Source organism: Robertmurraya mesotrionivorans, assembly GCF_050971805.1.
In the GTDB taxonomy this organism is placed as follows: domain Bacteria; phylum Bacillota; class Bacilli; order Bacillales; family Cytobacillaceae; genus Robertmurraya_A.
In genome coordinates this window covers 102,361-122,446 of the sequence record NZ_JBPCCH010000011.1, presented here as the reverse complement: position 1 = coordinate 122,446, position 20,086 = coordinate 102,361, and the positions used below count along the sequence as shown (strand labels likewise).

Sequence of the window (20,086 nt, the reverse complement as noted above, 5' to 3'; positions counted from 1 at the left end):
TCTTGAACATTTAAAAGCTTGTGCCCGTTTCTTTTAATACATCACTTGCAGAAGGTAAGATAATTTGAACTGTAGTCCCTTTATTTACTTCACTTTCAATTTGAAGTTGTCCTTGATGGTTATCGATAATCTTATAACAAGTCATTAAACCTAGCCCTGTCCCCTTTTCCTTTGTTGTGTAAAAAGGTTCACCGAGCTTCGGGATCCGTTCTTTCGGTATACCCACACCTTGATCAGAAATTTGAATGAGCACTACTTTTTCTTTATCCTTTTTAACCTTTAAGTCAATGGTTCCTCCATTTGGCATCGCCTCAGTAGCATTCTTAAGTATATTTAGAAATACTTGCTTTAACTGATTTTCATCACAATAAACATATGGGAGATTACTTTCATATTCCATACCTATTTGGATATTGCTAAGGATTGTTTGAGTTTGAATTAATGTTACAACATCACTTATCAGCTTTTTTACGTCATGCTCCTGCATCGCTGTCGTGGTAGGTTTCGAGAGAAATAAAAACTCTCCTACAATACCATTGATTCGATCTAATTCTGATAGAACAATATCATAATACACATTTTGGTCTTGATCCCCTTTAAACAATTGAACGAACCCACGAATGGACGTTAAAGGGTTCCGAATTTCATGAGCAATCCCCGCTGCCATTTGTCCCAAAAGGGCGAGTTTTTCTGATTTTTGTAGTAATTGATCTGTCTGCTCATTCTTCTCCGTAATATCCTTACCGATAGAAAGAACAGCCTCTACTCCTTCAAAAATAATTTTTAGTGATGACACCTCAAAATCCATCGTAGTTCCATCTTGTCGTTTCAACTTGTATTCAACGCTTTTCAAAGGTTTAATTCCACTTGATGCAGCTTTTGTCCTCTTTTTCAATTGATCTGCATACTTAGGAGTAACGAGTTCTAAAGTTGGTTTACCTATTAATGCTTCTCGATTAGGAGCACGAAACATGGTGACCGCCAGATCATTTACGTAAATGACCCGCTGATCTTTATGGATAATAATAGCACTAGGCAGAGAATCTAATAAATTCTTATAACTCTTCTCACTTAATCTAGCAATCCTTTCATAATACTTCGCCTTGTCGTACTGCCTTCCAAGGGCCCATGCTAGTGCCCCATAGAAGAGGAGCTCGATGGTGAAGACGCTCTCTCCATGAGAGAAATTATGGTAAGTGGTTATTCCTAATGTGAAAAATACAAAAGTGATTTGACCCCAGATTTTCATAAGTTTGCCTCTATAAATAGATTTTTTTACTGTTATCATATCATAGAAATTATTGGGGAAAATTGAATTCTTTGAAAATTTTTTATGGTAAAAAATTCCAACAGCTCTACCCTTTCAACAACCTTAGTTTCATTTTTTTCTCTTCACCATGTACCCCTGATTCTTTAGTTCCTTCTTATTCAAACCTTAGTTAATGATATAATATAACTAACTACCGTAAATTGGAAGTGATACTATGCCAGATTGGTCTTACCATCCTCTCTTCAAATCACTATTATTCCGAATGCCAGGAACCACGGGGCGTGAATTCATCCATAAAGGCATGAATATAATTGCAAATCTTCCTGGTGGTCCTTTTCTAATTGAGTTTTTGGGACATATGAAACCATCATTCTCTCTTCAAAAAACGCTATTTGGACTCTCATTTTCTAACCCTGTTGGTTTAAGTGGTCGAATTGATCCACAGCTTTCTGGGACAAAGGCCTTTTCCAATCTTGGCTTTGGTTTTATTGAAATTGGACCTGTAACATTGGAAGCTCAGCATCCGAATGTTGCTGCTACATATGACCGTAAAAGTCAAAACATCCTCTTCCCGGTTGTGGATGAATCGATTGGATTGAGAGAAACGATTGTTAAAATAGGAGCACTAGGTACTTCAAGAAAACCAATACTTTTCCGGATATCGAAAAGTAGTAGCTTTCAAGATTGTGAGTATCTTCTTAAAAGTTTGATACCGTATGGTGATATTTTTATCTTTGAGAACTCTTTTCACGAGGAGCAGTGGAAACAATTAAGGATGGTCTCTTCATCAAAACCAATCCTGCTTTCTATTCCTGCTCATTTATGTTCGGAATTTCCAATTTCTGCTTTTGTTAAGAAGCAATGGATTGACGGGATTATTATTGAAGAAGCGTCACAGGATAATGGAGAGTATCGAGAATATCCTCAACATTCTTTTCCAATGATGCTAGAAGTGCTTCAGAAGATAAAAAAGAACACTCCAAGAGGCTTTCCTGTAATCATTTCTGGTGGCATATACGAACCACAGGACGCTTTTGCCTTTTTTGAATCTGGAGCGGATTTGGTTATGGTTACAGGTGGGTATGTGTTAGCTGGACCTGGCTTACCAAAACGCATAAATGAAGGATTAATAAAAGAAGAATTCAATCCTCCTTCGAATATTGGTTGGCTTTCGTACTGGCTTTTCGGTCTTATCATGTTAATCGCAGGAGTGATTACCTTACTGATCAGTATGACGGTTGTTATGCTTCCATACGACGAAGCTTTTATCCAACTAACTCGTGAACAACTGCAAATAATCAATCCAAGAATTCTTTCCTTCATGACTCATGATCGAATGACCTTAGCTGGTACGATGATATCAGGTGGTTTTTTATATATGCAACTGGCAAAGCATGGTGTAAGGAAAGGTTATCATTGGGCCAAACGTGCAATTAATATTGGGGGAATTACTGGTTTTATTGGTATTCTCTTATTTATCGGTTACGGGTATTTTGATTGGCTACATGGGTTGTTATGGCTTTTCCTGTTTCCTTTCTTCTTTATAGGATTTCGAAACACAAAATATATTCGGGAAACCTCTTACTCTCGGAATTTAACAAATCATCGTGCCTGGAGGAGAAGTTTATGGGGACAGCTTTCTTTTGTGATTCTGGGGGTATCCTTTGTAATCGGGGGACTGTTAATTTCTATCATTGGTGCCACAAATGTATTTGTTGCAACTGACCTTGTGTATATTTGTATGACACCTGAACAGCTTGAATCCATTACGAATAAACTCATACCTGTCATTGCCCATGATCGAGCTGGGTTTGGCAGTGCTTTGCTAAGTGTCGGTTTACTCGTTCTAATGCTTTCACTCTGGGGCTTTCATGAAGGAGACAGATGGGTTTGGGTTACCTTTTTAGCTGGAGGAACACCTGCATTCATCTCTGGCATTGCTACCCATTTTGTCATCGGCTATACCACGTTTCTTCACTTGCTTCCTGCCTATTTTGCGCTATTTTTATTTTTAGTAGGAATCATATGCTCAAAAGACTATTTATGTAAAAAAGAGGGTGTCCCTAATGTATGACATTTGGGCACCCTCTTCCTATCTTAGCTTGGTTCAACGTGGACATGTACATTGTATACATCATATTCACTAATTAGCTTTTCTTCTACTTTACTAGAGATATCATGTGCTGTTCGGATACTTAAGTTTTCGTTTACTACAATAATAATATCAACGACTGTGTTATTTCCGTAATTTCTTGCGCGAATATCCTTAATGTCAGCTACTCCAGTAGTATTTAAAATGCTTTTCTTGTATTCCTCAATTAACTGTTCATCAAATCCATCTGTTAATTGATGAGAAGAATCATAAAAAATATCATAGGCAGTTTTACATATTAGAAGCCCCACGATAATAGCTGCTAATGGATCAAGAAAAGGCAAATGAAATTGTGAACCTATTATTCCGATTGCTGCGCCTATACTCACCCATGCATCTGATAGATTATCCTTAGCTGCCGCTAGTACAGATTGGCTTTTCACTCTCTCCGAAAGCGCTTTATTATACCGATAGACAAAATACATGACGACTGCACATAGAAGTCCGGTCCACGCGGCTAGCATGTCTGGAATCACCAATTCATCTGAGAAAATTGAAACAATCGCTTTATGTAATACGTTTAATCCAACTGCCACCATAATAAAAGAAGCAACCAAAGACGCAATATTCTCCGCCTTCCAATGACCATATGGATGATCTTCATCTGGTGGTTTTTGAGACATTCTTAAACCTATCCATACAGCGATTGAAGCAATTATATCTGTCAAGTTATTAAACCCATCCGCCTTTAACGCCTCAGACTGGGCAGAAAATCCAATAAGTAATTTGATTATAGAAAGGCAAATATAAGCAGCGATACTGATCATTGCCCCACGCTCGCCTAGCCTTAACTGTTCATATCTTTCTTTGTCCATATTCACACCTCCGAGCCCAAAACCTCCTTTAATAGAATAACAATCGAAAGTTGGGTGGGTCTACAGCAACCTTTTTTCATCTCTTTATATAAATGTTGAATATCCAAAATTGTTTCTCTTGGTAAAATTTCCGGTACTACATAAGAAGAAGTAAATTTTAACATAAAAAAGGCCCGAGACAAACTTTTCACGAGCTCAAGGTATTTAATCTATTGAATTATGGCAACAAACTTTGTTGCGTCCAGTTTTTTTCGCTACATACAAAGCTTTATCCGCATCCTCTATTAGCATGCTTGGGTTCTCCGTTGTATCTTTATAAGATGCGACCCCAACGGATACAGTTACCTTTATCACTCCACCGCCTGATAAGGAAAACTCCGTATTTTCAACCGTTTTTCTGATATGCTCCGCAATATCCATTGCTCTTGCGACAGAAGTGTCCGGGAGAAGGACGGTAAACTCCTCTCCTCCATTCCGGCTAACGATGTCAAAGTTCCTCGTACCTTCGGTTAATAACGTTCCTAGTCGCTTTAAAACCAGGTCCCCTTCCGAGTGACCATACGAATCATTTATTTTTTTAAAGAAATCAATATCAATATAAAGAAGAGACAAACTTTGAATACTTTTATTCAATTCATTAAGCAATGAGTTAAATACTTCATCAAATTTCCGAACATTATTTAACCCCGTTAATCCATCCGTTGTAGACTCCGATTTATATTTTTCCAGTAAAAACTGACTTTTTCTAATAAAATCTAGAATATAGAAAGAAAGAAAACCTGCTATATATGAAATGATCCAATATAGGGGGATCAATTTGACTAGTAAAGAAAGGTTATTTACTAAATAAATGATCATAAAGGTAAAAATAATATTGGAAAACGTAAGCATCCATATTACCTTGTTTTTCTTGGATATCCTTTGTGAAGAAATCAAAATAGAAAATAAAGTAATAAGAACCATAAATATGACAGATGCATACGCAGAGGTATTCACGCCAATTAAAAAACGACCTATAATGACTAATACCATCCCAATGAAAGCCGGCAAAGAACCACCAAAAAACGCGAGCAAAATAATCGGAATATGTCTTAGATCAACTATTGTTGTATCTATTCGAATGCTGTATTGCATGAGAATATTAGAAAACAACCCACCAACTACACCCAACAAAATTTTTCTCATGAAGGAGGAGTTTTTTGTTAGAGGGCTCTTCGAAAAGATATGTGAGTATAGGAATAGTAAAGATACAACAATAGCTAAATTCGTAAACAAATCTTTAATCATCAACAATTTTATCACCATAAAGTAACATATCATATTTTTCATCATTACAAAATATGAAACACTACTTTTCTACCATAAAGTTAAACCTAAACTTCACTAGTATTTATTGTTTTTTTTATGGTTTGGTTACAGTGTCTGTCACCCTTCGTAGACAGTTCGAGGTGTTCTGTCCGTCTCAGGTGGACACTCGACCCCTGTCATATTTGGTTTCAAGCGGAAAAGTAACAATTCGCCCATCTTTATCTTTGATTCCGTTTCTTGATAATAAAAGTTTTCCTTATTTGAATAGAATCCGCCCCCTTTTTGGATAGTAAAGATGATGGAGGTGAAAAATCATGACTGAAAAAGATAACCCAAATGTTAAACTAGGTGGAAAAATTGTAAAAGAGAAGGGTAACGGCGGCGATCAAATGCACGGGCATGAAAAAGAAAACAAAAACGGCAAATTCAATACAAACCCTAAATCCGGGATGTAAAACAAACCCCACACCCTTCTATTTCTAGTTAGGTGTGGGGTCATTTGGTTTATGATAAAACTTTTGATTCCCACATCCCAACTAATACCTGGAAGCCAAAGGAACCAAGCAACCACTTTGTCCCCTCATCCCACAAACGCCACTATTTCGCGATTAACCTTCTCGCGCTCTTCCCAAAACAGTCCGTGACCACTGTGATCAAACGGAATCAACCTGGAGTTAGGGATGCTTTGTTTTTGCGCATGGGCGAGTGGAAAGAGACAAACTTGGTCATGAATTCCGTGAAGAATCAGTGTTGGCACTCGAATGGTTCCGAGATCAAAAAATAACTGTTCTTCGTATAGCCAAGAGTTAGCAACCGCAGCTGTTGACCAACTCGCCGCTTCTAATCCTAATTGAAAAAACCACGAAGAAAATGGTTCCGAGACTGATTGATAAAAAAACATTTCCCCAAAGTCTTCAAGCATTTTGGGACGATCGGTAAATGTCCCTTTAATTATTTCAAGGACAGCTTCCCTTTTTAATCCATATGGAAAATATGGCCTCTCAATGAGACTAGGCGCCGCCGTAGCCAGTAGTACTAGCTTTGACACTCCATACCCATCATGACGAGCCATGTATCTTACTGCAATCGAACCGCCTGTTGAGTGACCAACAAGAGTAATATTACTTAATTGTAAAGCATCCACCACTGCTCTTACGTCATCTGCCAACCGGTTATAATCATACCCGGCAAAAGGTTTATCCGATTTTCCGAATCCTCTTACATCCAATCCAATACAGCGATAGCCTTGTTGTGGGAGCTGGTTCAATTGATACTCAAACATTTTGTGATTGGCCGGCCAGCCATGAAGAAACAGAATAGCTTTTTCACTCTTTGGATTTAGATCCTCCACATAAACAGATACACCAGGTTCCACTTTTACATAGTACCCCACGCCAATCCCCCCATGCTTAAAGTCTTTTCTGTAGACTATATTCATGAGACATTTTAATATGAACTACACCGTTAACCGCTCGATTAACTTCACTTCAATTTCTTCTTGAAAGATCGTTGGGTACTGCATCGCTTGAATAAATAGTTTTCTTCCAACCTCAACTAGAGGAATTTCAAGTGTGGTGATATTCATAATTTTTGCAATTGGTTGATTATCAAAACCCATAATAGCTAACTCATGAGGAACAAGTATTCCTAGTTCTCTCGCACAAGTAATAATTCCTGCAGCTACTTGATCACTTGTAACCAATAAAGCGGTAGGGGGAGAGATCATTTCTTTTAAACGGGCGACGATTCCCTCCCCATCTTCAAAACGAAAGCTATCATAAAAAATATAATCCTGTAAAAATGGATGCCCGTTTTCCAAAAGGAAATTCTTATAAGCGGCCTCTCGCATTTCACTATTCGTTCCTGATTTTCTCCCGATGCAATAGCCGATTCGATGGTGGCCCTTTTGATGTAAATAATTTAAAGCAATCGAGAAGCTTTTATAATGATCAATATAAGTTGAAGACACGATTTTATCTTCTACTTCTTCACATAAAATAATCGGCCCATATGATTTATACTCATCGATTACTTCCCAGCTACTAATCCTTGAACAAATGATTAAGGCATCGATCTGTTTTTGTTTAAGCATATTTAATGCTTCTATTTCTCTATTCAACTCATAGTTTGTTTGAAAAAGAACGAGCTTGTAATTATTTTTAACAGCTTCATTTGCAATTCCTTCTACTAAAAATCCGAAATAAGGAGAATTCGAGAAAGGAATAACTACTCCTATCAAATACGTCTTCCCTTTACTTAAGTGAACAGCATTGATATTACGCTGATAATTCACTTTCTCCATTGCTTGTTGTACTGCTGCCTTTTTCTCTTCACTCACATATGGGTGTTCATTTAATACACGGGAGACAGTCGTAACAGAAACACCTGCCATTTTTGCTATTTCTCGAATATTTGCCATACACTCACCCTTTAAAAAACTTTTTCTTGCTCTGAAACGCGTTTCACCATTTATGCTAAAAATGTAATAAACAGGGAGAAAAGGATTTTCATTATAATGGTATATCTTACTAGTAATCTTATCATCTTTTACCTTTTCTCCATACACAAAAAAGGGGGAAGTACGATGTTAGGGCTAATTGCACTATGCTTCGCCATTTATTTTTTCGCTTATTTAACGATTAAGGCTGAGGGAACTACCATTCTTGTAGTGCCGATTCGTACATTTGATGATTATTTTATTGACTATAGCAGAAAACAGTTGGGGGATGGAGAAGAATGAGTGATTACAACAATAAATTATTTATTTGCACAACCATTGACGCTACACCATTATTCCCTAGTGGAACGATTTTTTCTTTTAAACAATACGACCGACTCATTCATGCAAGTATGAAAGGTGAGAGCATTAAAAATGGAGAGTTAGTTGGGTTAATTAATAGACAGGGTATCCTAGAATATTCCCTAAATTATCAACTGTTTGATGACCAAGTATACGGTGGCGTTGGCACACTCAAATCGTGTGGGAAAACAGGAACTAGTCTTAAAGGAGTTTATTCCGTAACGAACGCACAAGAAACATTTGAGTGTTCCTTTAAACTTGAAAAAGTGTCACTTCAGAATCAGATAGCATGGAGAAAAAAGAAGTCATGTTAAAATGAAACAAAGCTTAGGTCACCAACCCTAAGCTTTGTTCCTATTAATTTAAAGGAAAAAAATGAGTACCTGCGAAATAATTGCGACAAAGATTAGGGCAAATGGATAAGCAGCAGCATAGGCAATCGATGCATCATCTGAATCGATTTGTTGATTCACCGCCCCTAAACCAGGTGTACTAGTCATGCCCCCACATAACGCTCCGAGAGAATGGATAACACTCATCTTAAATACCTTTCTTGATAAAAAGAAGCCTACAATCATCGGAATAACTGTGATTAATGCCCCACCAAACACCAGGCGGAACCCCTCTTCCTGAATTACCTCAACTAACCCTTGACCAGCAGTTGTTCCGGCTCCAGCTAAAAATAAAACGAGTCCAATATCACGGATCACTTGATTAGAAGGTTGAAAAAATCGAGCTCGAATCGGGCCAATTTTTCCAAAATGCCCAATAAACAAGGCGATAAAAAGTGGTCCCCCTGCAACACCTAGTGTAATGGTACCTAGCCCTGGAAGATGAATAGGAATCATTCCTACCGCAATTCCAATCAATAAAATTAAGCTTAGCGATAGGATATGGATATTCGTTACTACTAGAGTCTTTCTAGTAAATAGCTTTTCCGCATCGTTTAAACGGTCTTCACTACTAACCAACGTTAAAATATCTCCTCTTTCGAGCGGCCATCTTGCACTTTGGTTATACTCGAATCCTCCACGTTCAATTCTTGTAACCGTTACTCCATATTTCCTTCTTAGCTCTAGTTCTTTTATATTTTTACCAATGATCTCTTCCGAATCAACCGTTACTTTACGTATCTTTACGTGGTCATGATTCTTTAAATTCGTAGAAACCTCTTTTCCTACATCTTCAATAATTCGATTTAAGTCTTCCCTTAATCCAACTGCAACCAATCGATCTCCATTCAAGATAACCGTATCATTTAAAGCAATAATATTTCTGTCTCCTCGAATCACTCGACTGATGACTACAGAACCATATTGGTTAAAACGTAACTCTTTTAACGTTTTTTTATTTATATTTGGATCCATGACCTCGATAGTTGTCACTTCAGGAGATTCTTCATTTCTAACAGGACCACTCGATTCATTCAGGTCCTTTTCCATATCCACTTTTAGTACTTTAGGCAATAATTGAACAAAAAGCACCACTGCTAATACACCAAATGGATAAGCAATCCCATAGCCAACCGATGCGAGCGGATCATTTGTAGCATGTAAGGCAGCTGCAAGACCAGGAGTACTCGTCAATGCTCCTGTCATAATTCCTATACTAAGTGCAGGTGATAAATCAAACACCTTCGCAACCACTACAGTTGTAATCGCTGCGACAAATACAATAATTAACCCAATAAACCCAAAGATCATTCCACTTGATCTCATCATCCGGAAAAAGCGTGGTCCTGCCTGTAGACCAATCGCGACAATAAATAAGCTTAACCCGAGATTCTGAACAGTATGAGGAATATCATAGCCCCAATGACCAAAAAACATGGCCACAAGAAGAACTCCTGAAGAGCCTAGACTTAACCCTCTAATCTCCATTTGTCCGAGAACGGACCCTAAAAATAAGATAACAAATAATAATAGCAGTGGTTCCTTTAATAACGCCACAACCCAATCCACGACACATTCCTCCATGAGTGACAGCAACATTTTTCTCCATTATATTCTTTTCGAATTCAAAAAAAAGAGCTTACTTCATTAATTCACTAGATTGCCTTAATGAATACGCTTTAATTATTAAACCAAACTAATAACGTGTTGAAAAACAACACAATTCAATGTGGAGGGTGATACTTTGAATATGCTAATCCGCTCCTTTATGATGATTTTAAAGATTTTATACAAGCTAGATAAACTCAGCTTTATGCTAGTATCAATCTTAAGGATGCCTGTCTTTAGTAAAGCATAAGCAGTATCTATTATCCCATTGAGAAAAAAAGGTAAGCGATAACGCTTACCTTTTCTTTTACATTTCTTCTGGAGCCTTTATTCCAAGAAGACGGAGCCCTTCTTTTAATACGGTTTTTACAGCGAAAACGATAGACAATCGGTTCTGTCTTTGTTCTAATTGATCCAAAATCCGTACGGTTGCATAGTATTTATTAAATGATTGTGATAGGTCAATTAAATATTTTGCTATTTGAGAAGGGTCGTATGCTTCCAAAGAACGATTGATCGTATCCGAGAAGGAATTTAATAATACAATGATCGGCCACGCCTTCTCATCAATGAATTCAACCTCCTCGTCATTAATGGTAAAATTCCCTTTTTTTAGTAAAGATGACGCACGAGCGTGAGTATACTGAATATATGGTCCTGTTTCCCCTTCAAATCGAAGCATATCGTCTAAAGAAAACTCGATATCATGTAATCGATAATGAACCAAATCATGAAAAATGACAGCACCTGTTCCCACTTGAACTGCCACTTCCTCTTTTTTCTGAAGAGATGGATTTCTATCTTCTATCGCTTTTTCCGCCATATTAATTGCCTCTTCTAATACAGTTTCTAACAATACGACTTTTCCTTTACGAGTCGACATTTTCTTTCCGTCTTTTAACATCATCCCAAACGGAATATGAACCATTCCATTCTGCCAATCATACCCCATTTTACGTAACACATGAAAAAGCTGCTGAAAGTGTAGACTCTGTTCATTTCCAACGATATACAACGCTTTTGAAAACTGATACGTTTCTTGGCGATAAAGTGCAGCTGCCAAGTCACGAGTTGCGTATAATGTGGTACCATCACTCTTCTTTATTAAGCAAGGAGGCATATGTCCAAGTTCAACGACATGTGCTCCTTCTGACTCTTTCAAAAGTCCCTTATCCTCAAGAATCTGAACCACTCTCTCCATTTTAACGTTATAAAATGCTTCCCCGTTATAGGAATCAAACTCTATTCCCAGCAGTTGATAAATCTTTGAAAACTCCTTTAATGATTCTTCTCGAAACCACTGCCATAGCCCGATGGCTACTGCATCTCCATCCTCTAGCTTTTTAAACCATTCTCTTGCCTCGTTGCTTAAAAGTGGATTGGCTTCCTCTTCCTTATGGAATTTTATATACAGTTTTAGGAGCTCTTTTATAGGGTTTTTCTTAATTTCCTCATCGTTTCCCCACATTTTATACGCAACCATCAGTTTCCCAAATTGTGTTCCCCAATCACCTATATGATTGATTCTCACTGTCTGATACCCACATTTCTCACAAATCAATGATAAAGCATTTCCGATCACCGTTGAGCGTAAATGCCCCATGGAGAATGGTTTCGCAATATTTGGTGAGGAAAAGTCTAGTGTAATGATTTCGTTTTGTCCAATTTTTAAATCACCGTATTGCTCCTTCTGAGTAAGGACGGTATTTATCACTCTTGACGTAACTTGTTGCTTATTTAAAAAAACATTCACATATCCTCCAACGGCTTCCACATTTTCAAATAGCGAGGAATGTATTTGAATAGCAAAGTCTCGAGCAATCAAATGTGGGGATTTCCGATAAATTTTTGCTAACTCAAAACAAGGAAAAGCAAGATCTCCCATATGTGTATACTTTGGAATCTCGATCATTTTTTCAATCTGGTTCTTCACTAAACTTCCTTCCACTAAATCCAGTATCAAATCAATCAACACTTCTTTTTCCTTCATTTTATTCTCCCTCCCAAATAAAAAAAGCTCCCACCTCTTTTTCCATTCAAAAAGAGGCGAGAGCTTATGATCCCGCGGTACCACTCCAATTGTTTTTACATTATCGTAAAAACCACTATCCATTTTTAACGAGGTTCCTCCCCGACTTTCTCTACTCTATTCGAGAAAGTATCTCCAAAGTGCGCTTCATCATTTGTACCGTATCAGGCTTCCACCGTTCCCGACTCGCTTCACCTTCCAAAATGACTACTCTCTTTATCATCAATTTTTAATATTAAGACTATTATATACACTTTTTTAAAAAAATCTACAAAAAAGAAAAATTACTTTCCTATGCTGTGGTGTTCGACTGTATTATCTCTTTATTCTCCAAGCTGCTGAATTTGATCAGAAAGCTCCGTTAACTCTTGTATGGTTGTAAATAATTCGGTATTTTCCAACAAAGCAGGATCCAGTTCCCCGTTTTCAATACTTGATAAAAATACATTTATCCCTTCTAATGCCTTGTCGTTCTGCTCAATAACTTGTTGGTGGAGCTCCTCCGCAATACTCGGAGCTTCAAGCTCACTAAATGCTTCAATCTCTTGTTTCATATCTAGTAATCTTGTTTCTAATTCTGCCAATGCTTGTGTATCTGAAATTGCTTGCTCGGCCATAGCTGGTACTTCGTTAGCAAACTCCGTCGCTTCATTGACATATTCTGTTGCTTGATTTACATAGTTAAGTGTTCCGTTCACTTCTTCCAAGAACGAACAACCACTTAATGCTATAACCGCCGTTAATATTACTGCCATCCACTTTCTCTTCATTCTTCTTTCCTCCATATATTTTTATTCTTGAAAAATAAGAAAGATCACTACCTACGTGGTAATGATCTTACGAAAAGGGGCAGACCTTTACCAAAACATTGGCAAAGGTCTCGCTAGCAACAAAGATTGCCCAACAAAGCCGGAGATTTTCATCTCGTAGTGACGACTTTACTGTTATAGCTACTCCCCTTTGATTATTAATTATCTTTCTAACAATCATACGCGTAAGCAAGCCAAGAAGTCAAATGATTTGGCATTACTTGTTACCCAAAGACGCTTCCCATTTTGCAACTTCTTCCTTCACAATTGGAGCCACTTCCCTGCCTAGTAATTCTATTGCCTTCATTACATCTTCATGAGGCATAGACCCAACCGGTACGTGAAGCATAAAACGTGTAATCCCTACATTTTTTCGTAAATGAATGATTTTTTCTGCCACTGTCTTTGAATCTCCTACGTACAAAGCACCTTCAAAGCTACGTGCCGCATCAAAGCTAGCACGACCATAATGCCCCCAACCGCGCTCTTGACCAAGTACATTCATGACCTGTTGGGTTGATGGGAAAAACTTGTCTGCAGCTAGTTCCGTTTCTTCTGCAATAAATCCATGAGAGTGAGAAGCTACCGTTAGCTTTGATACATCATGACCGGCATGAGCAGCTGCCTTTTTATAAAGCTCAGCAAGTGGAGCAAATTGTACGGGTCTTCCTCCAATAATCGCTAATACGAGTGGAAGGCCAAGAATTCCAGCACGGATGACCGATTCGGAATTCCCACCACTTCCTATCCATACCGGAAGTGGATGTTGGACCGGACGTGGATACACTCCTTTTTGATGAATGGCCGGTCGATGGTTACCCGACCAAGTAACAATCTCAGACTCCCTAATCTTCAGTAATAAATCCAACTTCTCTTCAAACAATTCATCATAATCCGCTAAATCGTACCCGAACAATGGAAATGACTCAATAAATGATCCTCGTCCTGCCATAATTTCAGCTCGGCCATTTGAGACTGCATCAAGGGTCGCAAAATCTTGAAACACACGAACAGGATCAGCAGATGATAGAACGGTAACCGCACTCGTAAGACGAATACGTTTTGTTTGTGAAGCGGCAGCCGCTAATACTACTGCTGGAGAAGAAGCAGCAAAATCTTCTCTATGATGCTCCCCTACCCCAAACACATCTAAACCGACTTGATCAGCTAGAACGATTTCTTCCACCACTTCGCGGATCCGTTGTGCATGACTAACTACCTCACCCGTCACTACATCCGGTGTTGTTTCTACAAATGTACTTACACCTATTTCCAATATGAATCCTCCAATACCATATGCAGTTATGTATGTATACCTTAGACAACCTATGCCACTTGGATATATACTTTATCTTAATCATTCTAATCAAACTTTCATCTCTTTTCAAAAATAAGACACTAGCTTTCAAAAAAAAGCACTTCTTGAAGAAATGCTTCTCTTTTTTTATTTTTTATTAAGTTGATGCTGCAATAATGACTCTGTATCCAGCTTGTTTAAAGGAGGACTGAACAGATAACCTTGATATTCGTCGCATTCAATGGATTGTAAGAATATCTTTTGACTATCGTCTTCTACTCCCTCAGCAATCACCTTGTAATTTAATCCTTTAGCCATCAAAACAATCAATTTAACAATGGCAACATTTTTCTCACTAGTATTTAGTGAAGAAATAAACGATCGATCAATCTTCAAATGGTCAATAGGATACTGGTTCAAATATTGCAAAGAAGAATAGCCTGTACCAAAATCATCCATAGCAATATGGAAGCCCATTTCCTTTAAAGAGTGCAGTTTAGAAAGTGTTTCTTCTATTGAACCCATAGCCACACTTTCCGTAATTTCTAGTTCAATATTCTCTGGATTTGCTTTCGTTTCAAATAAAGTCTCGGTTACCTTTTCAATAAAGTTATTTTGTTGAAATTGGATGGCTGATATATTAACAGCAATTCGAATCGGTAAAAGACCCTGTTCTTCCCATTTCACAGATTGCAAACAAGCTTCTTTCAATACCCATTCTCCTAAAGGAAGGATAAGTCCGGTTTCCTCTGCCAGAGGGATAAACTCGCACGGTGGAACCATCCCTTGATCAGGTCTAATCCAACGCAACAACGCCTCTACACCAACAATATTATTGTTTTCAAGAGAAACCTGAGGCTGGTAGTAAAGCTCTAGTTCATTCCGCTCAATCCCTTTTCGTAACGCGTTTTCCATTGTTACTTGAGGCTCTATGTCCATTTCTGGATGATATATTTTATAGTGATTTTTTCCGGCTTCCTTTACTTTATACATTGCTGTGTCAGCCTTCATTAGTAGGGACTCAAAGTTGTTACCATGTTCTGGGAAAATCGACACCCCAATACTAGGTGTTACATATAGTTCTTCCCCTCTAATATCGTAAGTTTTACGGAGGACAGTAAGAATTTTTTCCGCAATTTTCTCAATTTGTAATTCATTGGTATTTTCGAGTAATATCCCGTATTCGTCTCCACCGATGCGGCACACTAGCTCATCGGGTTTAAGACTCGAACTTAATCTATCACCAACCTCTTTTAACAATAAATCCCCGTATGAATGTCCAAGACTATCATTGATATGCTTAAAGCGATCTAAATCTAGTAATAAGAAAGCGATTTTCTTTTTACTCCGTACATTATGGTTACTGATCGCTCTTGAAAGCCGCTTTTCAATAAATCTTCTATTGGGTAAGCCCGTCACAACATCATGATAGGCTAAATACTCCATCTGATTAATCGTTTCAACTAAACGGTCCGTTCTTTCTTTAACCTTTACCTCGAGTTGTTCATTTAAATCATTCAATTCAGACACCAATTTATCATTTTCTAACAAGGTAAATAGTTGCCTTAAAACCACTAATAAAATCGTTAAAAACAATCCAACAACAACAGGAGCAGAATGGTATATTTGAGATATCACATACAATGATAGCAACACAACTCCCACATAAGGCAAGCTATGCTTAATGAAGAATTTGTTCTTACTTTCAGTTTCGTATCCTTTCTCGCCTTTCACATTGGATGGAGCTTCATGATAAAGTCCAGCCAAAGCAAGAATAAATAATGATAGGATCCATAATGGCTCTGATATACTTCCAACCGTGTACAAATTTTTTACTGTTAGAAATGAAAAAATCGTATCAGCCATTATTTGTACTAATAATCCTACTACTAATAGATATACAGTCTTTTTATTGAAAACGGAGTTTGAAGCAATAAAAAGACTGATAACTCCTCCTAAAACCCCAAGATCTAATATCGGGTACATGAGTTCTACAAGATGAAATGGATTTCCCTTCATTTTTAATAACGGTGCGATAATGAACACCCAATTAAATGTGGTTGCAACGGCCATGATGATCAACATATCAAAGGAAAATCGTATGGTAAGTAACTTACTTCTCACAACGTTCATCATGTATAAAAGGGCAACAAAATAAAACCCGTTCTGTCCAATCCAAAAGATTTTTGGCAACAGAAGAGTATCCCCATGAACACCTAAGATAAACTCGTAAAACACCCAAATAAGAATCCCTATAATGTAACTTAAGATTCCTAGTCCTAAATACAGCCAAAACTTCTTGGCCTTGCCGTCGTCATTTTTATACGTTGCAAATAGCCAGCCAAAAGATGTTAAGCAGGCAATGGTTTGGAATGTAACTCCACCCCAGTCCAAAAAAGCTTGCTTATGCTGAAAGAAGTAATTCCATAAGAAGTTGGTAAGGATAAAAAAAGCAATAAAAAGATAAGCAAACTTTTTGTTTTTCAGGGCGAACATTATTTTCTCCTTTTAAGTATAAATCGGTTTCCTTTCGAACACTTGATTAGAATGAATTATCCATGGATAGTCTTCCTTCTTCGTGTACACTTCATGGGAGTGAATGATTGCTGGTATCACGTAATCACCTTTGTAATACATTTGATCTCCAACAGGTTCGATAGGTATTTTGTACACATTTCTTAATGCTCTATAGAATACTCTCTCCAAAAGAACCACGCAATAGTTCATTTGGTAGAATTCTGTGTAATGAACAAACAGCGATAATAATCTTTCGAGATTTTTTCCTCTATACTCCTTTAAAATAGATACCTTATCTATTTCAATGACCTTCATGGGATTTGTTTCTAACATCTCAATCTCGTGAAAGGGGAAAACCGTGTTAATGTAATTTTGCACCGTTGGGAAGTAGGATTTGAACTCAATTGTACCTATTTCTCTATTCTCTTGATCAAGAATAATAAATCGATCTGTCTCATCAAAGGTCGGATCTAGCATATAGCCCTTCTCAAGCCAACACTCCATCCAGATTTCATTAAATGTATTAAGATCTGCCAATGTCTCAACTTTTATATACATCTTATCCTCCACTAGTTCGAATAATTGTGTGGTTCAGAACTTGTTGCTATGACATATAAATTACTTTTATCCTATATTATACTACTACAATAGTATCATGAGGAAGTAGAAAAGTTGAGATTATTGTAATTATTATTGCTCCTAGAATTAGCTAATTTTAGGAATATTTTATTAGAATAACAATTATTAGGATAACACGTTAGATTTATAGCTAGAACAATGGAATTATCCTAAAATTATGTTTTATTTAGAACATTTTTATTATTCTGTTTTAATTTGGGGATAATTGCACCTTCCACTCATATTCGGAAAATAGACAAAAAAATCAATTACCAACGTTTCATGTATTCAAAACTTGGTGATTGATTTTAGATTGCTACTTAATTATTTTTTTGGATTTAAATTTTCCTATTTCTTTTTTTTACCTTTCTTTTTTTTCTTTTTATCCTTTGTTTTTTCTGCTTTAGCAGCTTCTTTATACCTTTTGTTAAACTTCTCCATAAACAAAGACATTCTGTCACTCCTCCCTTCAAACTAATACACATAATATTGTATTTAAGGATGAAAAGATTGGTACAGGACAAACATCCAATTCCAATAAAAATCAAATGCAACTCACAAAACGAAATCCTTTACCACACCAAAATACTCACGAATATAATAATTTACCTCCACAAAAAATGGGGAATCTCCACCAAGCCCATAAGGAGTTAAACCGTATTCCTCTGCTAAAGACTTTGCTCGAAACAAGTGATAATCACTCGTAATGATAAGAATCTTCGGTTTATTCACACCAAGTTGAGTCATCATCTCACTAGAAAACTTTAGGTTTTCGTTCGTGTCAGTGGATAGACTTTCATAATACACTCGTCCCTTTTCAACGCCGTTCTCCACCAAAAATGTTCCCATTGCCTCTGCTTCTGTAATTGTCTCCCCAGGACCTTGACCGCCCGAAACAATGACTGGGATCTCTCGGTTATTTACCAAAAATTCTAAGCCCGCATCCAATCTTCCTTGCAAAGTTTTTGAAGGCTCTTCTCCTCGTAAACCAGCTCCAAGAATAACAACATAATCTATTTCTTTCTTATTATAATTTTCCTTAGAATAGGCCTCTTTTAAAATTAGCCCCTCAACACTAATAAATGAGAGCAGAAATAAGACATAACCAAAAATAATTAATTTTCGAACAAAAACAAATGAACGGGACAGTTGTTTATTTTTTAATAACCGACTAATAATGACAACAGCTAAAACATTTCCAATGATAAAAAGTACACCAAAGCTCACCTATCTAACTCCTAATCTAACGACAAATTTTATAAAATATCATCCCTAACCATCGTACAATGATAACAAAATTAAAGGGAGTTTTCACATGACTAAGCATCTATCTTCTTAAAAGCAGTGACATGAGGCGCCTGTCTTTTATTCAAATGATTCTAATACTATTTTCCCTATTGTCTTTCCAGACTCCAGCATCTCATGAGCCTTGCGTAAGTTCTTAGCATGTATCGGTGATAGAGTTTCCTTGAGGGTTGTTTTTAAACTTCCTTCATCAATCAATTCACTTACTTTATTCAAGATCTGATGCTGTGAAATCATATCCTCAGTTTCAAATATCGCCTTAGTAAACATAAATTCCCAAACAAAGGTGACGCTTTTGCTTTTTAATGTATTCAATTCAATGGGGTACTTATTGTCAACAATGGAACAAATCTTCCCTTGTGGCTTAATAACCTCCCCCATCGCCTTCCAATGCTGGTCCGTATCGTTTAAGCATAAAATATAATCAACATTTTTTATGTGCAAATTCACCAGTTGATCCCTTAGAGAACGGTAATGGTTGATAACAAAATCAGCACCACAATCCTTGACCCACATCACTGTTTCTTCACGAGAGGCAGTTGCAATTACTTGCAATCCTACCCATTTCGCTAATTGAATGGCAATGGACCCTACTCCACCAGCTCCACCTATCATCAGGACGGTTTTAGAACGATTTTCGTTTTTATTTGTTGTATTAATTCCAAGACGCTCAAACAACGCTTCCCAAGCGGTGATAGCCGTTAAAGGCATAGCAGCTGATTCAGAATAAGAAAGCGTTTGAGGCTTTCTTCCGACAATTCTTTCATCTACCAAATGATACTCGCTATACGCACCTGGCCTATTCAAACTTCCCGAATAAAAAACCTCATCTCCTGGTTGAAACAATTTGCATTCTTCCCCAACTTCAACCACCACTCCACATGCATCCCAACCAATGATTTTCGGCTCTGATTCCACCACGTCCTTCGGAGAACGCACCTTGGTATCCACAGGATTAACTGATATAGCCTTTATTTGTACAAGAAGGTCTTTCCCTTTAGGTAAAGGTTTTTCTATATGAATATCAATTAGACTTTCTTCATTATCTATTGGTAAGTATTTATATAAACCAACCGCTTTCATTATTTATTACTCCTCCTATTTTTAAATCTATATAAATAATTCGATAAATGGTCCCTTTTTCCTTTAAAAAAAGAGCTGCTATA

Annotated in this window: 17 protein-coding genes and 1 other annotated feature; of the genes, 4 read left to right on the top strand and 13 right to left on the bottom strand. The window is 37.2% G+C overall.

From position 1 onward, the window contains the following. Positions 1-10: 10 nt before the first annotated feature. A complete protein-coding gene (locus ACRX5O_RS17145; RefSeq protein WP_433907045.1) occupies positions 11-1,249 on the bottom strand; it encodes an ATP-binding protein in 1,239 nt (412 codons plus the stop codon). Between the two features lie 235 nt (positions 1,250-1,484). On the opposite strand from ACRX5O_RS17145, the gene ACRX5O_RS17140 reads away from it, so the two are divergent. Further along, positions 1,485-3,344 (top strand): beta/alpha barrel domain-containing protein, encoded by a 1,860-nt coding sequence (locus ACRX5O_RS17140; protein WP_433907044.1) that lies wholly within the window; start codon positions 1,485-1,487, stop codon positions 3,342-3,344. Between the two features lie 23 nt (positions 3,345-3,367). Here the strand turns inward: ACRX5O_RS17140 and ACRX5O_RS17135 are convergent, their stop codons facing one another. Both ACRX5O_RS17135 and ACRX5O_RS17130 read right to left on the bottom strand, forming a co-directional pair. Further along, entirely contained in the window at positions 3,368-4,237 is an 870-nt protein-coding gene (locus ACRX5O_RS17135) for a cation diffusion facilitator family transporter (protein WP_433907043.1), read from the bottom strand. A gap of 204 nt (positions 4,238-4,441) precedes the next feature. Next, on the bottom strand, positions 4,442-5,524 hold the full coding sequence (locus ACRX5O_RS17130) for a GGDEF domain-containing protein (RefSeq protein WP_433907066.1): 1,083 nt from the start codon (positions 5,522-5,524) through the stop codon (positions 4,442-4,444). Between the two features lie 335 nt (positions 5,525-5,859). Between ACRX5O_RS17130 and ACRX5O_RS17125 the strand changes: the two genes are divergently transcribed. Next, positions 5,860-6,000 carry a hypothetical protein gene (locus ACRX5O_RS17125; protein WP_391558530.1) on the top strand — a complete coding sequence of 47 codons (141 nt, stop codon included), beginning with the start codon at positions 5,860-5,862 and terminating at the stop codon, positions 5,998-6,000. A 125-nt stretch (positions 6,001-6,125) separates the two neighbouring features. Here ACRX5O_RS17125 and ACRX5O_RS17120 read toward each other — a convergent pair whose 3' ends face one another. Further along, positions 6,126-6,938: an alpha/beta fold hydrolase gene (locus ACRX5O_RS17120; protein WP_433907042.1), complete on the bottom strand. Its 813-nt coding sequence runs from the start codon at positions 6,936-6,938 to the stop codon at positions 6,126-6,128. A 63-nt stretch (positions 6,939-7,001) separates the two neighbouring features. After that, positions 7,002-7,964: a LacI family DNA-binding transcriptional regulator gene (locus ACRX5O_RS17115; RefSeq protein WP_433907041.1), complete on the bottom strand. Its 963-nt coding sequence runs from the start codon at positions 7,962-7,964 to the stop codon at positions 7,002-7,004. Positions 7,965-8,129: 165 nt separating this feature from the next. On the opposite strand from ACRX5O_RS17115, the gene ACRX5O_RS17110 reads away from it, so the two are divergent. Continuing rightward, positions 8,130-8,285: a hypothetical protein gene (locus ACRX5O_RS17110; RefSeq protein WP_433907040.1), complete on the top strand. Its 156-nt coding sequence runs from the start codon at positions 8,130-8,132 to the stop codon at positions 8,283-8,285. Next, on the top strand, positions 8,282-8,659 hold the full coding sequence (locus tag ACRX5O_RS17105) for an avidin-fold protein (RefSeq protein ID WP_433907039.1): 378 nt from the start codon (positions 8,282-8,284) through the stop codon (positions 8,657-8,659). Before ACRX5O_RS17110 ends, ACRX5O_RS17105 begins: the two co-directional genes overlap by 4 nt. Before the next feature lie 48 nt (positions 8,660-8,707). On the opposite strand, the gene ACRX5O_RS17100 is transcribed toward ACRX5O_RS17105, so the two are convergent. The 8 genes from ACRX5O_RS17100 to ACRX5O_RS17065 form a co-directional block, all read right to left on the bottom strand. Next, on the bottom strand, positions 8,708-10,306 hold the full coding sequence (locus ACRX5O_RS17100; protein ID WP_433907038.1) for an aspartate:alanine exchanger family transporter: 1,599 nt from the start codon (positions 10,304-10,306) through the stop codon (positions 8,708-8,710). A 346-nt stretch (positions 10,307-10,652) separates the two neighbouring features. After that, positions 10,653-12,335: an arginine--tRNA ligase gene (gene argS / locus ACRX5O_RS17095; protein ID WP_433907037.1), complete on the bottom strand. Its 1,683-nt coding sequence runs from the start codon at positions 12,333-12,335 to the stop codon at positions 10,653-10,655. A gap of 49 nt (positions 12,336-12,384) precedes the next feature. After that, positions 12,385-12,606, bottom strand: a binding site (T-box leader). A 91-nt stretch (positions 12,607-12,697) separates the two neighbouring features. Beyond that, positions 12,698-13,144, bottom strand: a complete 447-nt coding sequence (locus ACRX5O_RS17090) for a DUF6376 family protein (protein ID WP_433907036.1) — start codon at positions 13,142-13,144, stop codon at positions 12,698-12,700. A 256-nt stretch (positions 13,145-13,400) separates the two neighbouring features. Further along, entirely contained in the window at positions 13,401-14,459 is a 1,059-nt protein-coding gene (locus ACRX5O_RS17085) for an LLM class flavin-dependent oxidoreductase (protein ID WP_433907035.1), read from the bottom strand. A gap of 168 nt (positions 14,460-14,627) precedes the next feature. Then, a complete protein-coding gene (locus tag ACRX5O_RS17080) occupies positions 14,628-16,976 on the bottom strand; it encodes a putative bifunctional diguanylate cyclase/phosphodiesterase (protein ID WP_433907034.1) in 2,349 nt (782 codons plus the stop codon). 12 nt (positions 16,977-16,988) lie between these two features. Beyond that, a complete protein-coding gene (locus ACRX5O_RS17075) occupies positions 16,989-17,555 on the bottom strand; it encodes a hypothetical protein (protein ID WP_433907033.1) in 567 nt (188 codons plus the stop codon). Positions 17,556-18,170: 615 nt separating this feature from the next. Beyond that, complete coding sequence (locus tag ACRX5O_RS17070) at positions 18,171-18,842, bottom strand: YdcF family protein (RefSeq protein ID WP_433907032.1); 672 nt, start codon at positions 18,840-18,842, stop codon at positions 18,171-18,173. A gap of 138 nt (positions 18,843-18,980) precedes the next feature. Continuing rightward, a complete protein-coding gene (locus ACRX5O_RS17065) occupies positions 18,981-20,003 on the bottom strand; it encodes a zinc-binding alcohol dehydrogenase family protein (RefSeq protein WP_433907031.1) in 1,023 nt (340 codons plus the stop codon). Positions 20,004-20,086 lie beyond the last annotated feature (83 nt).